This window comes from Dietzia sp. Die43 (assembly GCF_024519835.1).
Classification (GTDB): domain Bacteria; phylum Actinomycetota; class Actinomycetes; order Mycobacteriales; family Mycobacteriaceae; genus Dietzia; species Dietzia kunjamensis.
The window spans coordinates 32,352-51,976 of sequence record NZ_JALJRF010000007.1 but is presented as its reverse complement, the minus strand read 5'-3'; the positions used below and the strand labels follow the sequence as shown (position 1 = coordinate 51,976).

Annotated in this window: 17 protein-coding genes and 2 pseudogenes; 11 read left to right on the top strand and 8 right to left on the bottom strand. The window is 71.9% G+C overall.

Annotation, left to right across the window (positions count from 1 at the left end; all coding sequences use genetic code 11):
- Positions 1-23 precede the first annotated feature (23 nt).
- Positions 24-1,037, bottom strand: coding sequence for a DUF2332 domain-containing protein (locus tag NR111_RS07540; protein ID WP_256820455.1), 1,014 nt, complete (start codon positions 1,035-1,037; stop codon positions 24-26).
- 109 nt (positions 1,038-1,146) lie between these two features.
- Between NR111_RS07540 and NR111_RS07535 the strand changes: the two genes are divergently transcribed.
- Genes NR111_RS07535 through NR111_RS07515 form a run of 5 tightly spaced genes read left to right on the top strand, consistent with a single transcriptional unit; the run spans position 1,147 to position 5,102 of the window.
- Positions 1,147-2,217, top strand: coding sequence for a glutathione S-transferase family protein (locus NR111_RS07535; protein WP_067715913.1), 1,071 nt, complete (start codon positions 1,147-1,149; stop codon positions 2,215-2,217).
- A gap of 30 nt (positions 2,218-2,247) precedes the next feature.
- Complete coding sequence (locus NR111_RS07530; RefSeq protein ID WP_082923884.1) at positions 2,248-2,832, top strand: GtrA family protein; 585 nt, start codon at positions 2,248-2,250, stop codon at positions 2,830-2,832.
- Between the two features lie 8 nt (positions 2,833-2,840).
- On the top strand, positions 2,841-3,656 hold the full coding sequence (locus tag NR111_RS07525) for a trimeric intracellular cation channel family protein (protein ID WP_067715918.1): 816 nt from the start codon (positions 2,841-2,843) through the stop codon (positions 3,654-3,656).
- Between the two features lie 9 nt (positions 3,657-3,665).
- Positions 3,666-4,361: a hypothetical protein gene (locus NR111_RS07520; protein ID WP_067715919.1), complete on the top strand. Its 696-nt coding sequence runs from the start codon at positions 3,666-3,668 to the stop codon at positions 4,359-4,361.
- A 60-nt stretch (positions 4,362-4,421) separates the two neighbouring features.
- On the top strand, positions 4,422-5,102 hold the full coding sequence (locus tag NR111_RS07515; protein ID WP_067715923.1) for a DNA-3-methyladenine glycosylase I: 681 nt from the start codon (positions 4,422-4,424) through the stop codon (positions 5,100-5,102).
- 4 nt (positions 5,103-5,106) lie between these two features.
- Here NR111_RS07515 and NR111_RS07510 read toward each other — a convergent pair whose 3' ends face one another.
- Positions 5,107-6,399: a glycoside hydrolase family 3 N-terminal domain-containing protein gene (locus NR111_RS07510; RefSeq protein WP_206473075.1), complete on the bottom strand. Its 1,293-nt coding sequence runs from the start codon at positions 6,397-6,399 to the stop codon at positions 5,107-5,109.
- Between the two features lie 98 nt (positions 6,400-6,497).
- On the opposite strand from NR111_RS07510, the pseudogene NR111_RS18815 reads away from it, so the two are divergent.
- Both NR111_RS18815 and NR111_RS18810 read left to right on the top strand, forming a co-directional pair.
- A pseudogene (locus tag NR111_RS18815) lies at positions 6,498-7,808 on the top strand (APC family permease); the annotation flags it as partial.
- A gap of 27 nt (positions 7,809-7,835) precedes the next feature.
- Positions 7,836-8,942 (top strand): NAD(P)H-dependent flavin oxidoreductase, encoded by a 1,107-nt coding sequence (locus tag NR111_RS18810; RefSeq protein ID WP_374210702.1) that lies wholly within the window; start codon positions 7,836-7,838, stop codon positions 8,940-8,942.
- Positions 8,943-8,964: 22 nt separating this feature from the next.
- Here the strand turns inward: NR111_RS18810 and NR111_RS07495 are convergent, their stop codons facing one another.
- From NR111_RS07495 to NR111_RS07485, 3 genes are all read right to left on the bottom strand, one after another.
- Positions 8,965-9,426, bottom strand: a complete 462-nt coding sequence (locus NR111_RS07495; protein ID WP_096906637.1) for an SRPBCC family protein — start codon at positions 9,424-9,426, stop codon at positions 8,965-8,967.
- Between the two features lie 171 nt (positions 9,427-9,597).
- Positions 9,598-9,756, bottom strand: coding sequence for a hypothetical protein (locus NR111_RS07490; RefSeq protein WP_182616812.1), 159 nt, complete (start codon positions 9,754-9,756; stop codon positions 9,598-9,600).
- Between the two features lie 367 nt (positions 9,757-10,123).
- Positions 10,124-10,285, bottom strand: coding sequence for a hypothetical protein (locus tag NR111_RS07485; RefSeq protein ID WP_206473064.1), 162 nt, complete (start codon positions 10,283-10,285; stop codon positions 10,124-10,126).
- A gap of 315 nt (positions 10,286-10,600) precedes the next feature.
- On the opposite strand from NR111_RS07485, the gene argJ reads away from it, so the two are divergent.
- Complete coding sequence (gene argJ / locus NR111_RS07480) at positions 10,601-11,821, top strand: bifunctional glutamate N-acetyltransferase/amino-acid acetyltransferase ArgJ (protein ID WP_256820453.1); 1,221 nt, start codon at positions 10,601-10,603, stop codon at positions 11,819-11,821.
- Positions 11,818-12,291: a nuclear transport factor 2 family protein gene (locus NR111_RS07475; RefSeq protein WP_154831062.1), complete on the top strand. Its 474-nt coding sequence runs from the start codon at positions 11,818-11,820 to the stop codon at positions 12,289-12,291. The genes argJ and NR111_RS07475 overlap by 4 nt, the downstream gene beginning before the upstream one ends.
- On the opposite strand, the gene NR111_RS07470 is transcribed toward NR111_RS07475, so the two are convergent.
- The 3 genes from NR111_RS07470 to NR111_RS07460 are packed head-to-tail and all read right to left on the bottom strand — an operon-like array spanning position 12,288 to position 15,870.
- Positions 12,288-13,316, bottom strand: coding sequence for an alpha/beta hydrolase (locus NR111_RS07470; RefSeq protein WP_256820452.1), 1,029 nt, complete (start codon positions 13,314-13,316; stop codon positions 12,288-12,290). The two genes, NR111_RS07475 and NR111_RS07470, sit on opposite strands and share 4 nt — an antisense overlap.
- A gap of 53 nt (positions 13,317-13,369) precedes the next feature.
- The gene (locus NR111_RS07465; RefSeq protein ID WP_256820451.1) at positions 13,370-15,247 is read right to left on the bottom strand and encodes a long-chain-acyl-CoA synthetase; all 1,878 of its coding nucleotides are present in this window, start codon (positions 15,245-15,247) and stop codon (positions 13,370-13,372) included.
- A complete protein-coding gene (locus NR111_RS07460) occupies positions 15,244-15,870 on the bottom strand; it encodes a TetR/AcrR family transcriptional regulator (protein WP_082923886.1) in 627 nt (208 codons plus the stop codon). Before NR111_RS07460 ends, NR111_RS07465 begins: the two co-directional genes overlap by 4 nt.
- Positions 15,871-16,088: 218 nt before the next feature.
- On the opposite strand from NR111_RS07460, the gene NR111_RS07455 reads away from it, so the two are divergent.
- The gene (locus NR111_RS07455) at positions 16,089-16,256 is read left to right on the top strand and encodes a DUF2613 domain-containing protein (protein ID WP_082923887.1); all 168 of its coding nucleotides are present in this window, start codon (positions 16,089-16,091) and stop codon (positions 16,254-16,256) included.
- A gap of 35 nt (positions 16,257-16,291) precedes the next feature.
- Positions 16,292-18,580, top strand: a pseudogene (locus NR111_RS07450) (DUF3367 domain-containing protein); the annotation flags it as partial.
- Positions 18,581-19,625: the final 1,045 nt, after the last annotated feature.

Sequence of the window (19,625 nt, the reverse complement as noted above, 5' to 3'; positions counted from 1 at the left end):
GGGGCGCGCGTGGGGGGCGCGCGTCAGGGCATGTCGAGCGCGCGGACCCAGTCACCGTGACCGTGCGCCGTGGCCAGGGGGCGACCGTTGACGGCGACGACGAAGATGCCCTTGTGTCGACGGAGCGACTCCGGGACCTGCTCGGCGACGTCGGGCAGGAGGGTCACACCCTCGACCGAGATCCACACACAGTCCAGCTCGGTGACCCGGCGGACGAACTCGGCGCGGGCCGGCGGCTCGAGGTAGCCGAGCACCGCGGTGTGGAACACCACCGGTGTCGATCCCGCGGGACACGCGGCGACGGAGGCCTCCAGCTCCTCGACCAGGTCGCCGGCGATGATCTGCGGCGGGTCGGCGGCCGCGATGTCGAGCGCGGCGTCCAGGCGGGGCACGCGCTCGGCCTGCTGTCCGGGCCAGACCAGGCTGCGTAGCCAGTCGCGGGAATCCGGGTCGGCTGGATCGATGGGGGAGAGGTCGACGCCGCCCCGGTGGACGACCTCCGGCAATGCGCGGGGCAGCGGGACGCCGTCGCGCAGGTCGCAGTCCAGGACCGGGGGCGCCGCGGGAGAGGCGACGGTTGCGGGCGTCAGCTCGCGGGTGGCGCCGCCGTCGAGCGTGTACCGGTAGGCGTAGCGGTCCGGGTACAGGCACAGGCCGGCCGACGCGCCCATCTCCACCAGCGAGAGCGGTCCGGGCAGCAGGGACAGGAACGGCAGGAGCACCGCGCAGCGCTTGGCCTCGTTGGTCTGGGTGGAGTGGCTGAGGACGATCTGCTCGATCTCCGGCCAGTGATCGTGGACGAAGTCGCGGAAGGCCGGGTAGTCCTCGGTCTCGGGCGCGCCGGCGTGACGGGCGGCGGCGAAGAACAGTGCCGGCTGACGCTTGATCCGGGGCAGAGAGGCGATGAGGTCGCTGGTGGCGGGGTCGTCCGCGATGCCCCGGGCCCAGGAGAGGTACACCGGGGTGCGTCCGCGGACCTCGAACTCGGCGAAGTCGGAGTAGCGGGCGGGGACGTCGTCGACGTGCGCGGAGTCCATGGTGCCCAGCGTCGCACACCCCCTGTGGGGAGGAGGGCTGGCCTGGCCACATTCCACCCGGTATGTTGGTGATGCATCAATGACCTCACGCCGACCTCTGGAGGCCCTCATGGCTGCCGACACCGACTTCACGCCCGCCAGGAACGCCTCGACCGACGGCGAGTTCGTCCGCGACGCCACCTACATCAACGATCGCGTGGTGGCGGACGTACCGGCCGGGTCGGAACCTGTGGGGGACAGGGTGGGCGAGATGCGGTGGCCGGTGGAGCCCGGCCGGTATCGACTCATGGCCGCCCGCGCCTGCCCGTGGGCCAGTCGCACCATCATCGTGCGCCGACTCATGGGACTCGAGGGCGTCATCTCGATGGGTCTCGCGGGCCCCACGCACGATGTCAACTCCTGGGTCTTTGACCTCGACCCGGACGAGCGCGACCCGGAGACCGGCCTGCACCGCCTGCAGGAGGCCTACTTCAACCGGATCCCCGATTACCCGCGCGGCATCACGGTCCCCGCGCTGGTCGATCTGCCCACGAAGTCGGTGGTGACCAACGCCTATCAGAAGCTCAACTTCGATCTCCTCTCCGAGTGGACGGCCTTCCACCGCGAGGGTGCCCCGGACCTGTACCCGGCCGAGCACCGGGACGAGATCGACGAGCTGGACTCGTGGATCTACCCCACCGTGAACAACGGCGTGTACCGCTGCGGATTCGCGGCGGACCAGGACGCCTACGAGCAGGCGTACGACGAGCTGTGGGAATCGCTGGACCGGCTCGAGGAGCGGCTGTCCACGCGCCGTTACCTCGTCGGCGACACGATCACCGTCGCGGACATCCGGTTGTTCACCACACTGGTCCGCTTCGACGCGGTCTACCACGGCCACTTCAAGGCCAACCGCAACAAGATCTCCGAGATGCCCGCGCTGTGGGGCTACCTGCGGGACCTGTTCCAGACCCCCGGTTTCGGTGACACCTGCGACTTCCCGCAGATCAAGGAGCACTACTACGACGTCCACCGGGACGTGAACCCCACCGGTGTGGTCCCCAAGGGGCCGGACCTGTCCGGTCTGCTCACCCCGCACCACCGCGAGGAACTGGGCGGTCGACCGTTCGGCGACGGCACCGCACCCGGGCCCATCGAGGACCCGGCGGAACGCATCGCGGAAGGACACGGCGCGGCCTGAGAGGGCGGTGAACGCCTACACTCATCGCCTGTGACCCCAGCCCTCCCCGAACCCGGCCGCTACCGTCGTGGCGCCCGACAGTTCCTCATGTTCGGGATCGTGGGTGGCTCCGGCATGGTCGTGAACATGATCGTCACGGTCCTGATGAACAAGGCCAACGGCGGGACACAGAACGCCCAGGACATCCTCTTCCCGCTCGGGGGGACGGAGTTCAACTTCCGGTTCACCACGCTGGTGTGGATCGTGGCCTTCCTCGTGGCGAACGTCTACAACTTCCTGCTCAACCGGCACTGGACGTTCGGCAAGGGGCACAAGGCGCCGCCCTGGCAGGAGTTCTGGCCGTTCCTCGTGGTGGGGTCGGTGGCGGCGGCCGCGGGTATCTTCATCAAGCTCGCGTTCACCAACCCCACCAGCCCGTTCTACCTACCGGAGCCGCTGTTCCACGAGGACGCCGGGATCAACTCCCGTGAGTACTGGAGTCAGCTGCTGACGATCCTCATCACGATGCCGATCAACTTCATCGTCAACAAGCTCTGGACGTTCCGGGCGGTGCGCAACCGTCATCACGCGCGTTCCACCACGGATGCGTCGGACGCGGCCGACGCGGTGGTCTAGGCCCCGCCGTGGAGTCCTCGCCGCTGGTCCTGTGGTTCGACCTGATGGGTGTGTTCTTCTTCGCCCTGTCCGGGAACCTGCTGGCGGCGCGGAAGGACATCGACATCACCGGTGGCCTCGTGCTGGGGCTTCTCGCCGGTCTCGGTGGCGGCATCATCCGTGACGTCCTGCTGGGGGTCACCCCGCTCGCGCTGTCGGAGCCGATCTACCTGGTCGCGCCCGTGGTCGCGGCGGCGGTCGTGTACCTGCTCGGTTCGCTCATCCACCGCGTGCAGACCCTGATCGTCGCGTTCGACGCCGCGGGCCTAGGGCTGTTCTGCACCTTCGGCACCGCGCGGGCGCTGGATCACGGGATGCCGGTCGCGTCGGCGCTGCTGCTCGGGGTGGTCACGGCGGTGGGCGGCGGGTTGCTGCGGGACGTGGTCGCCAACGAGATCCCCGCGGTGTTCAGCGGCTCCAACCTGTATGTCATCCCGGCGGCGACCGGTGCCGCCCTGACGGCCCTCGCCGTGGCCACCGACACCTGGGGGCCGATCGCCGCGACCGTGTTGTCCTTCCTCGTGTTCGCGTTCCGCATGGTCGCGTGGTGGCGACAGTGGCGTGTCCCGGCACCGGTGCGGAGCTGGACCGTGCGGGACCTCGACGTGCTGCGGCGCCGCGAGCGGTCGGTGTTCGGCCGCCCGCGCCGGGAGGGGAGCTCTGCCGGCGAGCGGGACGACGGCGAGCGGGACGACGGCGAACGGGACGACAACGAGGGCCGCGACCGCGACGACGACGCTGATCCCGACGGCCTCCGAGACTTCCGGCCGGGCCGACGTCGGTAGGGTTGTCCGGTGCAGTACTACCTCAGCCTGCTGGGTTTCGCGGCGATCGATTCGCTCAACCTCCTGGCCTTCGCCGTCATCGCGGGCCTGTGGCTGACCTCTGCCGGACGCGGGGTCGCGTTCGCGCCGCGGGCCGCACGGTTCACCGGCGGCGCGTTCTGCGGCATCGTGTTGCTCTCGCTGATCTCGGTGTGGGTGATCGGCAACAACCAGGAGTTCGTCCGCAGCCTGTTCTACAACCTGTGGGCGATGGTCGCGCTCGGCGTGGTCGGCCTCGTCATCACGGTCATGGGGTTGCGGCAGCCCGCCGAGGCCAAGGAGGAGAGCGTCGAGGCGCCGCTGACGCAGAACATCCTGCAGAAGTTCGGGATCATGGCCACGGGTGTCGCCCTGGGCGTCATCCAGTCCGGGACGTCGGCGCCGTTCGCCGCGGGGATGGTGCTCATCTCCTTCGCCGAGACCCCGTGGTGGTCCAAGCTGCTGCAGATCCTGTACTTCGCGATCATCGCGATCCTGCCCAGTGCCGGGTTGATCGTCGCCCTGGCGCGGGTCCGGTCGGGCGGGATCACCGCGGCCACCCGCCGGATCGACCGGTTCCTGTCGTACGGCCGCGTGGCCGGGCGCGTGCTCACCCTCGTGGTGGGTGTGGCGCTGCTGGTCCTGGCTCTGGTGCGGATCGTCCAGCTCACGGGCGTGCTGTCGTAGCGCGGTCCTAGGGTGGCGGGCGACCGCCACACGGGTGGTCCGATGAACCCGGGAGACCCCATGCAGACCCAGCCCCAGACACAGATCCAGACCCAGAACCAGACCCAGAACCACGCCTCCGCCGCCGGCACGGTGCTCTGCGAGGACGGACTGAGGCGACCTCCCTGGGCGGCGCGGGACCCCCTGCTGCGGGAGTACTACGACACCGAGTGGGGCGTGCCCGTCCGCGACGAGGCCGGCCTGTTCGAGCGGCTGGTCCTCGAGGGATTCCAGTCCGGGCTCAGCTGGGTGACGATCCTGCGCAAGCGCCCGGCCTTCCGGGAGGCGTTCGCGGGGTTCTCCCCGGACGCTGTCGCCGCCTTCACCGAGGACGACGTGGCCCGGCTCATGTCCGACGAGCGGATCGTGCGCAACCGCCGGAAGATCGACGCCGCCATCGCCAACGCGCGTGCAGTGGTAGCCCTGCGGTCCGAGGGCGGGCTCGGGGAGCTGATCTGGTCGTACCGGCCGGAGACCACCCCGCAGCCGCGGACCGCGGACGAGGTACCCAGCCGCTCGCCGGAGTCGGAGGCGCTCGCGAAGGAGCTCAAACGACGGGGTTTCAGCTTCGTGGGACCGGTGACCGTCTTCGCGCTGATGGAGGCGATCGGGGTGGTCGACACCCACCTGGTGGATTCGCACCGTCGCGGATCCTCGGGCGTGTGGACCGGGGGCGCGGCGACTCCGGAGGGCGCGGGCTGACCGGTCAGCCGGGTGGCCCCGGCAGTGCGGGCAGTCCGGCGCGGGGGGCGAGGTCGGGGATCGGTGCGGACAGTGCGGCGGCGCCCTCGACCTGCCCGGTGGCGGGGCCGCCCACGCAGCCGGGGATCCCGCGCAGTGCCGCCATGCGCATCAGGGAGCGGTCGAGGGCCTGTCTGCTCAGGGCGCCATTGGCCAGGGCCTGTTCGACGGCGTCCAAGGCCTCGCCGATCCCGGCCGTGGTGATCCACAGCGGGGAGTCCGCGCCGGCGATGAGCGACTCGGCGACCGCCCGGGGCAGCGGGAAGGCGTCGGTGACCGCGCGCATGCCGGACAGGTCGTCGGTGAAGATCGGTCCGTCGAACTGTTGCGCCCCGTAACCTTGGCCCTCCCGCAGGAGTCGGTACGCCGCCGGTGAGAGCGAGGCCGGACGGTCCACCCCGGTCAGTCCGGGCACCTGCTGGTGGCCCAGCATGATGCCGGCGCCGGGGGTCCCGGCGAGTTCGGCGAACGGGTGCAGGTCGTGGGGCACGAGCTGGTCCAGGGGTGGCACGGTCACCGACTGGTTGTGGCTGTCGCCGGAGGAGCGGCCGTGGCCGGGGAAGTGCTTGAAGACCGGGGCCACACCGGCGTCCTGCAGTCCGGTCGCGAACGCGCGGGCATAGCGCACCACGCGGGCCGGATCGGGGGAGAAGGAGCGGTCCCCGATCACGGCGCCGTCCGGTTGCGCGGACACGTCGACCGAGGGGGCGAAGTCGACGGTCACGCCCATCCCGCGCAGGAACTCGCCGCGCGCGCGGGCCGCCGACCGGACCTGCTCCGGACTCATGGTGGCCGCCATGACCCGGGCGGACGGCAGCGGGCCGGCGTAGGGGGCGATGCGGGACACGCGGCCGCCCTCCTCGTCGATCGCGACCAGCAGCGGGAGGGGAGAGTCCTGCTGGAGACGGGCGAGCGCGTCGCCCGAGACCACCTCGCCGACGACGCCGCCACCGAGGAAGATCCCCCCGATCTTGTGTTGCTCGACCGCCTGCCGGGCGTCTGCCATCGAACTCACGCCGACGGTAAACAGTTGCGCGATCCGCTCCCGCTGGCTCAGTGAATCCAGGGGCGACTCGCACGGCGGTGCAGGTGGCGGCGCCGGTGGCGCGGGCGGCGCAGCGCCAGCCGCTGTCGCTGCCGGGGTGGCCGCAGCGCTGACGGGGGCCGGGTCCACGGGTTCGTCGTCCGCGCACCCGCTCATCGCCAGTCCGGTGATGAGGACGGCAGCCGTCACGCGGAGCCGGCGGGTGAGGGACACGACCCCCAATGTATCCGGACCGGCGGGTGAGCCGAATTCGAGCGGGGGCCGGGTGCCACGTTCATCTGCCGTCCACCCGGGTTTGTGATGGTGACACGGTGACGTCGACTCTGGAGCGCAGACTGGGCCTGTCCGATGCCGTCGTCGTGGGACTCGGCGCGATGGTGGGGGCCGGGGTGTTCGTGGCGTTCGCGCCCGCCGCGGCCCGCGCCGGCTCGCTGGTGTGGGTCTCGCTCGCGGTGGCCGCGGTGGTGGCCGTGTGCAACGCGTTGTCGTCGGCCCGGCTGGCGGCGCAGTTCCCCTCGGCGGGAGGGACGTACGTCTACGGGCGCGAACACCTCGGGCCGCTGCCGGGGTTCCTCGCCGGATGGGGTTTCGTGGTGGGCAAGACCGCATCCTGCGCGGCGATGGCCCTCACCGTCGGCCTGTACACCTGGCCCGGGCACGCCGACCTCGTCGCGGCCGCGGCGGTGCTCGCGCTGACGATCCTGTCGGTGCTCGGCGTGCAGCGCACGGCCGCCGCGTCGAAGGTGCTGGTCGGAATCGTGCTGGCGGTTCTGGCGGTGTTCGTCGCGATGGCGTGGGTCACGGGGCCCGCGAGTGCCGGCCCGGTGGCGCCACCGCCCGCCGTCGACGGTGAGGCGTGGCCCGCCCGGGTCCTCGGGGTCCTCGGGGGCGCGGGGTTCTGCTTCTTCGCCTTCGCCGGATACGCCCGCATCGCCACCCTCTCCGAGGAGGTGCGTGAGCCCGCCCGCACGATCCCCCGCGCGGTCGTCGTGGCGATCACCGTGGTCATCGGGGTCTACGCGGCGGTGTTGGCCGCCACGGTGCACGTGCTCGGGGTGGGGGGAGTGGCCGCGAGCGCCGCGCCGGTGCTCGACGCGGCCGCTCAGGTCGGCGGCGCGGCAGGCGGTGGCGCAGGAGACGGTGGCGAGTCAGGCGGTGGCGCGGTGCTCGCGTCGGTGGTCCGAATCGCCGCCGGGATCGCGGCCCTGGGGGCGTTGCTCGGTGGGGTGCTCGGCGTGTCCCGAACGGCGATGGCGATGGCGCGCGACCGGCACCTGCCCGCGCCGCTCGCGGCCGTGCATCCCATCACGCGAACGCCGTACGTCGCCGAGCTCTGCGTGGGCGTGCTGGTGGCCGCGATCGTGCTGGTCGCGGACGTCCGTCAGGCGATCGGGTTCTCCTCCTTCGCGGTGCTGATCTACTACCTCGTGGCGAACACCGCCGCACTGCGCCTCGATCGGCGACGCCGGCGACTGCCGGCCTGGGTGCCGGTGCTGGGTGCGATCGGGTGCGTGGTGGTCGCCGGGAGTCTGCCCTGGCAGTCGGTGATCGGGGGCGTCGTCGTCTTCGTCGTCGGCGGCGCGGTCTATGCGGTGACCCGACGCCGGGCGGTACCGCCGGGCGGTACCGCCGGGCGTATCGTCGGGGGCATGACCCACGACGACACCCGCCACGTCCGGCCCCGTCTCCTGCCGTCCCACCTGCGGCGTCCCGTGATCGGTGCGCCGATGGCGGGCGGACCCACAACGCCGGAACTCATCGCCGCGGTCGGCGAGGCGGGCGGGCTCGCGATGATCGGTTCGGGGTACCTCGACGCCGCCGGCCTCCGCGCGGAGATCGCGCGTGTGCGTGAGCTGACGGACGCGCCGTTCGGGGTGAACGTCTTCCTCGTGGACCGCGACGACTCCGACGCCGCCCTGTCGGCGGCGGGTGGACCGGACGCGGTGGCGGGGTACGCGGCGGCGATCGGGCCGGTCGCACGACGGCTGGGGGTCACGCTCCCGGAGGAGCCGGAGTTCACCGACTTCGACCAGGACGCCAGCCTCGCCGCCTTGGTGGCCGACCCGGTCGCGGTGGTCTCCTTCACCTTCGGGATCCCGGATCCCGGCGTGGTCCGGGCTCTGCAGGAGGCGGGGTCGACCGTGGTCGTCACGGTGGCCGGGGTCGCCGACGCACGCCGGGCGGTCGAGTCGGGGGCGGACTGGCTGTCGGTGCAGAGCGCCGAGGCCGGAGGACACCGCTCCACCACGACGGTGGGGGAGGAGCCCGACGGCATCACCACAGTGGCGCTGGTGCGGGCGGTGCGTGAGGCGCTGCCGGAGACGCAGTTCGTCGCCGCCGGCGGGATCAGCACGCCGGAGGACGTGGTCGCCGTGCTCGACGCCGGGGCGGACGGTGTGCAGCTGGGCACCGTCCTGCTGCGCACCCCGGAGGCCGGCACGAGCGACCTGCACAGGAGCGCGCTGGCCGACCCCGGGTTCACAGAGTCCCGGCCGACCCGCTGCTACACCGGCCGCTACGCCCGGGCGCTCGTCAACGGTTTCGTGGAAGAGTTCGATGCGGCCGCGCCCCCGGCGTACCCGCATCTGCACCTGCTCACCGGGCCCATGCGCAAGGCCGCCGCGCAGGCCGGGGACTCCGAGGTGCCGCCGCTGTGGGCGGGGTCGCGCTGGCGGGCGGCCGACGCCTACGCCGATCGGCCGGCGTCGGAGGTCGTCGCGGACCTGTGGGACCGGGCGGTGGCGCTGCGGGGCTGATCGGCGCCCGGCCGGGTGCGGGTCACCCGGCCCGCCGCTCGGCCTCGGCGGCGATGTCCGCCAGGTCCTGCTCCATCGTCCTGCGGGTCGACTTCTCGGCGAACCGGCCCATCACGGACATCACGACCCGGGAGACCGCGGGGGCGTGAGCGGTGTGTGCACCGAACCGCATCCGAAGGGTCGAACCGCCGTCGGCGTCCGGGGTGATCGTGAAGACGGTCTTGTACTCGGTGCCGCCGCTCTCGGCGACGATGGTGGTGGAGTGTGGCGGCTCGACGGCCAGCACCATCATCTCCTCGGTCGCCTTCATGCCGAACATCTTGCGCGTCTCACGCCAGCGCAGACCGGGCTGGTACGGGCCGGAGGTGAGGATCTCGACCGCCAGCACGCCACTGAGCGTGCGGTGCGCCTCGGGGATGTCGGTGAGCACGGCCCACACGGTGTCGGGGTCGGCGGCGACGTGGCGGGTCAGGTCGAGTTCCATGGCTCCACGGTACCGGCGCGTGTGGACGGAACGGGCCGCGACAGAACGGGTTGCGACCGAACGGGTTGCGGGAATGCGGAGACCGGCCCCCGCCGTAGCGGGGGCCGGTCTCACTCTGCGCTCGGGCCGACCGAAGCCGGGCCCGGGCGAGGCGCCGTCAGGCGCGTCGGCTCAGGAACCGAGGGCGTCGGTGACCGTGCCGACGAGGCCGGCGAAGAAGCCGAGGACGTTGGCGGCCAGGTCGGCACCGCCGTCGACGACCTGCGAGCCGGTGTTAACGGCGGCGGAGCCGGTGGCGAGGCCGGGGAGGAAAGTCTCGATGGAACCCATGAGATGGTCCTTTCGTCGGGGGATGCGACGCCTGGTGCGTCGCTCGGTTTAGCGGAGTCCTCGATGAGCACGAGGCCTGTCGGGAACTCACCTCCGGACGCTACGTACGGCTGCATCAGGAGTCACCCGGTTCAGTGTCGCGCGCGGGCGATTCACGGGGAATGCTCTTTACTTTCGCTGGTTGGCAGGCACTCGCGGTTTAATGTGATCTGCGCCACATTCATTGCCGAAAGGCGTGCCGGGCTTTCCCGGAAAAGCCCGGAAGGCGGGAGAAGAATGGGCTGATAAATGCACAACGCCGACATTCTCGAAAGAGAATGTCGGCGTTGAATGCGACTAGGACCTCGCGGGTCCAGCGTCACTCAGCTCAGAGCGAGCCCACGACGTTGCCGAGCGAGCCGGTGACGGTGCCGTAGACACCCTCGGCAGCGGCGGAGCCGGTGTTGACGAAGCCCTCGGCGGCGGTGGAGCCGGTGCCGATCAGGCTGTTGAAGAAGTTGAGGACGCCGGTGAAGATCTGCTCGATCATGTGATGATCCTTTCGTCTGCGGGCGGCGCGAGGGTGCGCCGCTCTCGTGGTGCAGTCCTGCTTTCGGACTCGCGATGTACATCCCGAATCCGCTGGAGGACGTTACGCAGCGATCGCGGAATTACTAATTGAGAGGTGGTTTTCGCCCGGTGTTCCGGCTGCACACTTTCTTATCTATGCAGAGCACGGGACCGCACATCTTTCTCTTGTTAGAGGTGTCACATTCTTGAAATGCTTCGGGGTGGAACCGGCGTCCCGGACCGACCCGGGCGGTCACATACCGCGGGCAGACCCCGGCGGGGGAGAATGGTCGGCATGACTCCGCCGAACGCCACCGTCGCCGCCCAGACGATTCCGCTCCCGCCGGGCTTTCGCGCCCACTCGGGTGCCGCGGGACTGCGTGAGCGCGGGGATGACGTCTTCGTCGTCGTCAACGACGGTCCCTCCCCGGCGTCGTCGGCAGTGTTCACCCGGTCCCTCTTCGCCGGACCGTCGGTCGTGCTCAGCCGCGCCAATGCTGCGAGCGGTCGGGCGCGCGGCGTGGTGGTCGTGGCCAAGAACGCCAACGTCGCCACCGGCGAACAGGGCATGGCCGACGCGCGCGAGGTGCTCGATCACGCGGCCGCCGCCGTGGGGGCGGCGCCGGAGGAGATGCTCATCGCCTCCACCGGCGTCATCGGCCGGCGGTACCCGATGGACCTCCTGCGCACGCACCTCGACGGCCTGGCGGGCGCGACGTTCGACGCCGACGCCGTCGCGCTGGCGACCGCGATGATGACCACGGACACCCATCCCAAGACGGCGCGGGTGGAGGTGACGACGACGACGGGCGGCACCGCCGAGATCGTGGGCATCGCCAAGGGCGTCGGAATGGTCGAACCGGACATGGCCACGATGATCGCGGTGCTGTTCACCGATGCCGCGGTGGAACCGGGGGTGCTGGACTCCGCGTTCAGGGCCGCGGTGGACGAGACCTTCAACTGCCTGTCCGTCGACACCGACACCTCGACCTCGGACACCGCGATCGCCCTGGCCAGCGGCGCGGGCGACCCTGTCGGCGAGGTCGAACTGCGTGAGGCGTTCGAGGCGATCTGCCTCGACCTGACCCGCCAGCTCGCGCGCGACGGGGAGGGCGCCACCAAACTCCTCACGGTCGAGGTCACGGGCGCGCGGGACCGGGCCCAGGCCAAGCGGGTGGCCAAGGCGATCCTCAATTCCCCGCTGGTCAAGACCGCCGTCCACGGCGCCGACCCCAACTGGGGACGGGTCGCCATGGCGATCGGCAAGTGCCACGACGACACGGACATCGACCCCGAGCGGGTCCGCATCGTGTTCGGCGACCTCGAGACCTACCCGGCGTTCCCGGGCGAGGCCGAACTCGAGCGGCTCACCGAGATCATGCGGGCCGAGGAGGTCACCATCGCCGTCGACCTGGGTGTGGAGAGCGGCGCCGGCGTGGCCGACGGGGCCTGCACCGTCTACGGCTGCGATCTGAGCCGCGAGTACATCTCGATCAACGCTGATTACACGACATGAGCCGGCTGCACGACGGGAGCGCGGTGGAGGACCTCGAGGCGATCCGGGCGGTCTTCGCCCGGCGCCTGTACGTCATGGACACCAAACAGTGGGACGCCTACGGACCGTGCCACACCGAGGATGTGGTCAGCGAGTCGTGGGCGGCGAGCGGCGGTGCGGCCGAGGTGCGCGGGCGCGAGGCGCTCACCGCCGCGATCCGCGACACCCTCGACGGTCCGAACCCGGTGACGAGCGTCCACCACGGGCACACGCCGCTGCTGGAGCTGACGGGCCCGGACCCGACCACCGGTGAGCCCACGGCCACCGGCATCTGGGCGATGGAGGACCGGTTGTGGTGGTCGGTCGACGGCCGTGAACGGCGGCTCCACGGCTGGGGGCACTACCACGAGCGGTACCGGAAGGTGGACGGCCAGTGGCTGATCGCCTACCGGCGGCTCGAACGGATCCGCGTGGACACCGGCTGGAGCTAGCCCGCCGGGTTGGGGCTGCGGCGGGCCATGGCCAGCAGCGTGTCGCGGGTGTCGTGCCACACGGTGCCGCTGATGTCGCCCCACGGGTCGTGCCCGCCGGGGACCAGCGAGACCCGGGCCGGGTCGCCGGCGCGGCGGGCCGCCCGGACATACGACTCGGACTGCTCGGGCAGGACCACCTTGTCGTCGCGGCCGTGGACGCACACCACCGGAATCCCGGCGGGAAGATGCGTGGCCGGGGACGCGTCGACGTAGCGCTGGCGGCGCTCGTCCGGGCGGCCACCGAGGAGCCTGTGGACGTACCGGTCGCCGGTGCGCTCGGCCATGAGCAGGTCCGACACCCCGGCCAGGGAGACGCCGCCGGTGACCGGCACGACCGGCCGGGACCCGGGCAGCGAGGACGGCAACCGCGCCCGCCCCGCAACCCACAGCGCGAGATGACCGCCGGAGGAGTGCCCGGCCACCACCACCCGGCGTAGATCCAACCGGCCGTCGAGCTGCGCGGAGACCTCGGCGAGGTGGTCGACGGCATCGCAGACGTCCGCCACGGTGGTGGGCCAGCCGCCGCCGGAGTCCACCCGCCGGTACTCGACGTTCCACACCGCCACGTCGAAGGACGCCAGGTCGCGTGCATGGTTCTCCATGTACGCCAGGCCGAGCGAGTCCTTCCACCCCCCGCCGTGGACCAGCACCACCACCGGCAACGCCGGGTTCGCGGAGTCGGGTAGGTACAGGTCGCCGAACGTCTGGCCGTCGGTGTCGCCCGGATCGGCGTAGTAGTGGCGGCGGGGCTCGGTCACCGGGACGGCTCCCTCGGGCGGCACGTACGGGCGCGGCCCCACCGAGTCCGCATCCTGGCCGGAACCGGACCCCTCGTCGTCGTCACCCGCTCCGATCATCGACGTCAGGGCCCACCCCGCCGCCCCGCCCAGGCCGGCCGAGAGGCCGATCAACAGCGAGCGGCGGGACAGGTCGGGCCGGGCGCGGCGCGACGTTCGGCGGCTGGGCATGCGACTACTGGGCATGCGGCGGCTGGACCTCCTGGTAGGGGGGCGCCGGCCGGGTCGGGCGGGGGGACTCAGACGGTGCCGGCGACGACGTCGATCTCCGCGCCATCGTAGAACGGGACGTACCCGTTCTCCTTGGACAACACGTAGAGCGGGTCATCGAACTTCGAGGTGTCGAACGCCTGATCACGTAATTCGTTCTTGCGGCTCTTGTAGGTCGAGGTCTGCTCGAGCTCCTTGGACAGCCGGACGAACAGGGGTACCGCGTACGAGGGCAGCGAGTCGCGCAGGTGCTTCGCCATCGCCGCACCGTCGAAGTCGGACTTGTCGTGCAGACGCACCGCCGCCATTCCCGCCTTGCCGTCGGCGTCCGGGACGGCCACGCCGTAGACCACGGCCTGGTCCACCTCGGGCAGGGAGCTGACCGCGGCCTCGACCTCGGTGGTGGCCACGTTCTCGCCCTTCCAGCGGAAGGTGTCGCCCAGACGGTCGACGAAGGACGCGTGCTTGAGACCCTGGTCGAGCATGAGGTCGCCGGAGACGAACCAGGCGTCGCCGTCGCTGAAGGCGTCGCGGACGATCTTCTTCTCCGTGGCCTCGGCGTCGGTGTACCCGTCGAAGGGCTGCGAGTCGGAGATCCCGCTGATCAGCAGGCCGGTCTGGCCCTTGCCGACCTTGGTCAACCGGCCGTCGTCGCCCCGGCGGGGCTCGCCCGTCTCGGGGTCGTAGTCGACGATCGCGAAGTCCATCGGGCAGTAGCCGGTGGTCCTGGGGACGTTGAAGGCGTTGACGAACGCGATGTTGCACTCGCTGGCCGCGTAGAACTCGCAGATCCGGCCGACACCGAACCGCTCCTGGAACTCGTGCCAGATCTCCGGGCGCAGTCCGTTGCCGGTCATGACGCGGACCGAGTGGTCGCGGTCGCCCGGGCCGGGGTCCTGGTTGAGCAGGTACCGGCAGATCTCGCCGATGTAGATGGCCGCGGTCGCGCCGGCCGCGCGGGCCTGATCCCAGAACTTCGACGCCGAGAAGTGCTCCTCGATCGCCATGCAGGCGCCCGCGGCGAGCACGCAGCCGAGGCCCACCGTGAGGGCGTTGTTGTGGTACATCGGCAGCGGGCAGAGCAGGACGTCGTCCTTGCGCAGCCGCACGCCCGACAGGCCGAACCCGGCCATCGCCTTGTTCCAGCGGTAATGGGACATCGTCGAGGCCTTGGGCAGGCCCGTCGTGCCCGAGGTGAAGACGTAGTAGGCGGTCTCGTTCCCCACGGTGTCGTCGGCTTCCGGCGGGTTGGTGTCACCCACGTCGTCGCCCAGTGCGTCGAGCTCGTCCTCCAGCCAGGTCAGGTCGGACAGCTCCTCCGGGCGGTGGTTCGCGCGGAACTCGCGGAAGGGCAGGTCGATCGGGGAGCTGACGGCGACGAGCTCGCCGACCCAGTTCTCCCGGGGGACGGACTGGACGGCCTCGGCGCACTCGGCGCCGACGAGCACGACCTTGGACTCGATGATCTTCTGCGAATGGTCGAGGACCTCGCCGCGCTGGTGGTGGTTGAGCAGGCCCACCGACGCGCCGACCTTGACCGCACCCAGGATCGCGAGCATGACCTCGGTGCGGTTGACCATGCAGATGCCGACGGTGTCGCCCCGCTGGACCCCGCGCGCCCTGAGCACCTCGGCGAAGCGGTTGGCCCGCCGGTTGGCCTCCCCGTAGGTGATCTCGGTGCCGAGGAACTTCAGGAAGGGGGCGTCGGGCCGGTCGGCCGCGAGCTTCTGGAAGCGGCGGCCGATGGACACCTTGTGGCTGCTGCGCGAGGTGCGGACGATGCGGAGACCGTTGAGGACGGACGGCAGGTCGGCGACCAGGGAGGGCAGGCCCTTGGCGAGGTCGGCCGGGCTGAGGGTCCGGGCGGCCTCGGACCGGCGGGCGGTGGCGGTGGACGTGTCGGTCACGGCTTCTCCTCTGTGGCGGTGGTGAGTGACTTCGCTGGGTCGCCCGCGAGGCCACGCCAGGCGAGCTCGACGACGACCCCGGCGGCCACCGACGTGGGGATCGAGCGGTGCGCAACGCGGTCGGCGACCGCCTCGCCCGCCCCGACGAGGGCGGTCGCGACGACCTCGAGCACCTCGCGGCTGCGCTCGTCGACGGAGTTCTGCGCGAGGAGGTCGGTGGTCAGATCCACCAGGACCGACCGGGTCTTCTCGACCTCCTCACGGAACTGGGGTTCGGCGAATGCCTGACGGTAGACGACGTTCCACGAGTCCGTGTGCTGGTCGACGAACTCCAGGAACGCCTGGACGACGCCCTCGAGTCTCCGCCGTGGCCCGGCGCTGCCGGTCGCGGCGTCGGTGAGGTGGTCGATGAGCCGCCCGGACTCCCGGACCACGCACGCGGCGAACAGTTCCTCCTTGGAGCCGTAGTACAGGTACAGCATCGGCTTGGAGATGCTGGCGTGGCGGGCGATGGTGTCCATCGAGGCCGACCGGTAGCCGAGATCGGAGAACACGCTGATCGCGGAATCGAGCATCTGTTGCTCGCGGATCGCGCGTGGGATGCGTTTGGTCCCCGTCGTCACAGGTCTCCTCCCGGCGGGCGCTCTGCGGTGCGGTGTGGTGCGGTCTGGTGTGGCGCGGTGTCATGTGCCACACCCAACTTACCCGCCGGTAAGGACTTATGGGAGCCGCTCCACCGATCCGGCGGGCCGCGGGTGCTACTCTTCCGGCGTCGGTGTGCTCCACAGCACCGCCGTGAGACATCGTCAGACACTGTCACGTGAACCGCAGGGAGAACCCGATGAGCTTCGGTACCGGAGCGCTCGCCAGCGCAGTCGGCGGAATCGTCCTCGGCGGCATCGTCGCCTTCGGGGTCAACACCGCCATGGCCGAGAACTCCATCCCCGAGGTCGCGCAGCCGCCGGCCGACCAGGCCCTGCTGGGCCAGGTCGAGTACGGCGCGCGCTGATCCCGCGCAGCCGTCAACCCCTCACGCCGGCATAGGTGATCCGCGGGGCCCGACTCGGCGCCGGCGCGCGTGACGCGGTCGTCGCGTTCCTCGCTTTTCTCCTGCTGGCGTGCCTGCAGGCCCCGGGTCTGGTCGTCCCGGACACCAAGTACGACCTCGTCGTGGACCCCGGGCGCTTCCTCGCCCAGGCCACGCACCTGTGGACCGGGCTGTCCTTCTCCGGCCAGGTGCAGAACCAGGCGTACGGATACCTGTTCCCGCAGGGCCCGTTCTTCGCGGTCTTCGACCTGGTCGGGATGCCGGCCTGGCTGACCCAGCGCCTGTGGTGGGCCGTCGTGCTGACCGTCGCCTTCGTCGGCGTGGTCCGCGTCGCCGCCGCGCTGCGCATCGGCACCCGCGTCACGCGCCCGGTCGCGGGCGTCCTCTACGCGCTCGCGCCGCGCATGCTCGGCGACCTGGGCTCGATCTCGTCGGAGATCTGGCCGGTCGCCCTCGCGCCTTGGGTGCTGCTGCCGGTCATCCGGGTACTGCAGGGGCGGATGTCGCCGCGCCGGGGCGGGGCAGGTGCCGCGCTGGCGTTGGCACTGATGGGTGCGGTCAACGCCGTCGCCACCGCGGCCGCCTGCCTGCCCGCGGTGCTGTGGTGGGCCCTGCACCGTCCGGACCGCACCTGGGCGCGGCTCGCCGCGTGGTGGCTGCCGCTGTCTGCGGCGGTGTGCGTGTGGTGGGCGGTGCCGTTGGTGCTGCTCGGCCGGGTCTCGCCCCCGTTCCTCGACTACATCGAGTCGGCTCAGGTCACCACCCGGTGGTCCTCGGTGACCGAGGTGCTGCGTGGCGCCTCGACGTGGGTCCCGTTCGTGTCGACCGACCGGACCGCCGGCGCGGACCTCACGAGCGAGCCGGTGTTCGTCCTGGCCACCGGGGTGCTCGCCGCGGCCGGCGTCGTGGGGTTGCTGTGGCGCGGGATGCCCGCACGGGGCCGGCTGCTGGTGATCGGCGCCGTCGGCCTGGTGGCGATGGCGGCGCCGTGGGTCGGGCCCGCCGGTGGCGGCCTCGCCGAGACCCTGCGCGCCGTCCTCGACGGCCCGGGCGCCGCGCTGCGCAACGTCCACAAGTTCGAGCCGCTACTGCGGTTGCCGCTGGTACTGGGCGTCGCCCACCTGGTGTCCTGTCTGCTCGCGGGACTCGCGCGGGGCGGCGACGGGGCCGCCCCGGGCGAGACCCCCCGCGTCCGCGTCGTGGACGCGCTGGCGCACCCGGAGCGCCACCGGTCGGTGGCGGTGGCGATGGTGGTCGTGTTGGCCGCGGGTGTGTCGGTGGCCCCGGCGTGGCTGGGCAGGCTCGCGCCGGTGGGCGCCCACGAGGCGCTGCCCGACCACTGGCCGGAGGCGGCGCGGTGGCTGTCGGAGAACGCGCCGGTGGACCGGCCGGGTGCGGACGGCGAGGACGGGGAGGACGGGGAGGACGGGGAGTCCGACCCGGCCGGCACCACGCGTGCGCTCGTGGTCCCCGGCGCGTCGTTCGCCCGCCAGGTGTGGGGGGTCACCCGGGACGAACCCCTGCAGCCGCTGGCCCGGACGCCGTGGGCGGTCCGCGACTCCGTGCCGCTGCAGCCGGCCCCCGCGATCCGCGCCCTCGACGCCGTGCAGCAACGACTGGCCGACGGCCGCGCCGCGCCCGGGATGGCCGCCACACTGGCGTCGCTGGGCGTCGGGTTCCTCGTGGTGCGCAACGACCTGTCCGAGGACGCCGCCGCGCCGCGCCCGGCGCTGGTGCACCAGGCGATCGACGGCTCGCCCGGGTTGGTAAAGGTCGCCGAGTTCGGCGACCCCGTCGGGGGATCCCGGGTCGGTGACGACGGGGTTGGTGACGACGGGGTTGGTGACGACGGTGCCAGGAACGACGACGAGGTGGTCGTGGTGCCCGATTCCGGGCTGCGGCCGGCCTATCCGGCGATCGAGATCTACCGGGTCGACTCACGACTGGGATCGGATGCGGCGCCGCCCGGACCGCCCCGCTCGGCGACCGCGCCGTACACGGTGGAACTCCGCGACCTCCAGGTCGTCGCCGGAGGGCCCGAATCACTGTCCCGGTTGGACGACCTGCTGGCGTCTCAGGACACCGTCGGCTCGCCGTCCCGGGTCACGCGCCTGCTCGAGGCCGACGCGCTCGCCGCCGGCGTCGACCCGGCGTCTGATCCGTTCCCGCGGCCGCGGCCGCTGAACTCCACCGGCCCGGTCTTGACGGACTCCCCGGCGGATCGCGAGACCGACTTCGGCCGGGTCGACCACAACTCCTCGGCCGTCCGGGCCGAGGGCGACCCCCGCCGCAGCCGCGGCACGGTCCCCGACTACCCGGCGACCGTCGCCGAGGACGACCCGGCTCTCACGCGGGCCCGATGGTGGGACGCCCGGGTCACGGTGTCGTCCTCGGCGGCCGACTCGGCCCAGACCGGACCGGTGAGGCCGGCGCACTCCGTCGCCGCCGCCGTCGACGGTGATCCCGACACCGCCTGGCGATCCGGCGGGTACGGGTCCGCGTTCGGTGAATGGATCGAGATCGACCTGCCCGAGCCCCTCGACCGCGGCGTCCTGACGCTGACCGTCCCGGACCCCGCCGCCGGACCGCCCGTCAGCAGACTGGAGGTGCGCACCGACACCGGAACCACGACGGTGTTCCCCGCGGTGGGCGAACAGACCTCCGTGCCACTTCCGCCCGGCCCCACCGGGCGGGTCAGGGTGACGGCCACGGGCTTCGCCGACGGCGGCCGCGGCACCTACCTCGAGGTCTCCGAGATCGGACTGACCGCCGGTGGCCAGGACATCCCACTGCTACGGACCATCGCCCTGCCCGGCCGGCCCGAGGACTCCCGCGCGCCGTCCGGCTGGCTGCTGCGCCAGGAACTGTCCGGCCGCTCGGACTGCGTCCACGCCGGCAGCCCGGTCGAGGGACTCGCCGGGGCCGAGGAGTCCACCGGCGCCGCCAGGTGCGCCCCCGGCCTGGCGATCGACCCCGAGGAACCGGGCCGCTTCGCCCGCCTGCTCGACGTCCCCGCCGCCACGACAGTGATCCCGCGACTGCTCGTGCGCCCACGTCCCGGCCCCGCCCTCGACGACGTCCTGCGCGGGGACCCGGCCACCCGCGCACGGCAGGTCCGCGCGACGGGCGAGTCGCTCGTGGACGACCCCGCGGGCAGGCCGTCGGCGGCCGTCGACGGCGACCGTTCCACCAGCTGGCACGCGCCGGACGTTCCCGCGCCGTCGCTCGCCCTGAGCCTGCCCGGTCGCCAGCTCGTCGGCTCGCTCCGCCTCTGGGCACCCCGCTCCGCGGCCCCCGCCGCGCCCGAGGTCATCACCGTCGACACCGGGG

Coding starts and splice junctions, on each gene's coding strand:
- NR111_RS07495 (WP_096906637.1), bottom strand. CDS start 9,426: ATGGAACTCGACCTGACCCGCCACGTCGCCGCCGACCCCGACACCGTG.
- argJ (WP_256820453.1), top strand. CDS start 10,601: ATGACTCCGCCGAACGCCACCGTCGCCGCCCAGACGATTCCGCTCCCG.
- NR111_RS07515 (WP_067715923.1), top strand. CDS start 4,422: ATGCAGACCCAGCCCCAGACACAGATCCAGACCCAGAACCAGACCCAG.
- NR111_RS07455 (WP_082923887.1), top strand. CDS start 16,089: ATGAGCTTCGGTACCGGAGCGCTCGCCAGCGCAGTCGGCGGAATCGTC.
- NR111_RS07485 (WP_206473064.1), bottom strand. CDS start 10,285: ATGATCGAGCAGATCTTCACCGGCGTCCTCAACTTCTTCAACAGCCTG.
- NR111_RS07470 (WP_256820452.1), bottom strand. CDS start 13,316: ATGCCCAGTAGTCGCATGCCCAGCCGCCGAACGTCGCGCCGCGCCCGG.
- NR111_RS07535 (WP_067715913.1), top strand. CDS start 1,147: ATGGCTGCCGACACCGACTTCACGCCCGCCAGGAACGCCTCGACCGAC.
- NR111_RS18810 (WP_374210702.1), top strand. CDS start 7,836: ATGACCCACGACGACACCCGCCACGTCCGGCCCCGTCTCCTGCCGTCC.
- NR111_RS07540 (WP_256820455.1), bottom strand. CDS start 1,037: ATGGACTCCGCGCACGTCGACGACGTCCCCGCCCGCTACTCCGACTTC.
- NR111_RS07475 (WP_154831062.1), top strand. CDS start 11,818: ATGAGCCGGCTGCACGACGGGAGCGCGGTGGAGGACCTCGAGGCGATC.
- NR111_RS07490 (WP_182616812.1), bottom strand. CDS start 9,756: ATGGGTTCCATCGAGACTTTCCTCCCCGGCCTCGCCACCGGCTCCGCC.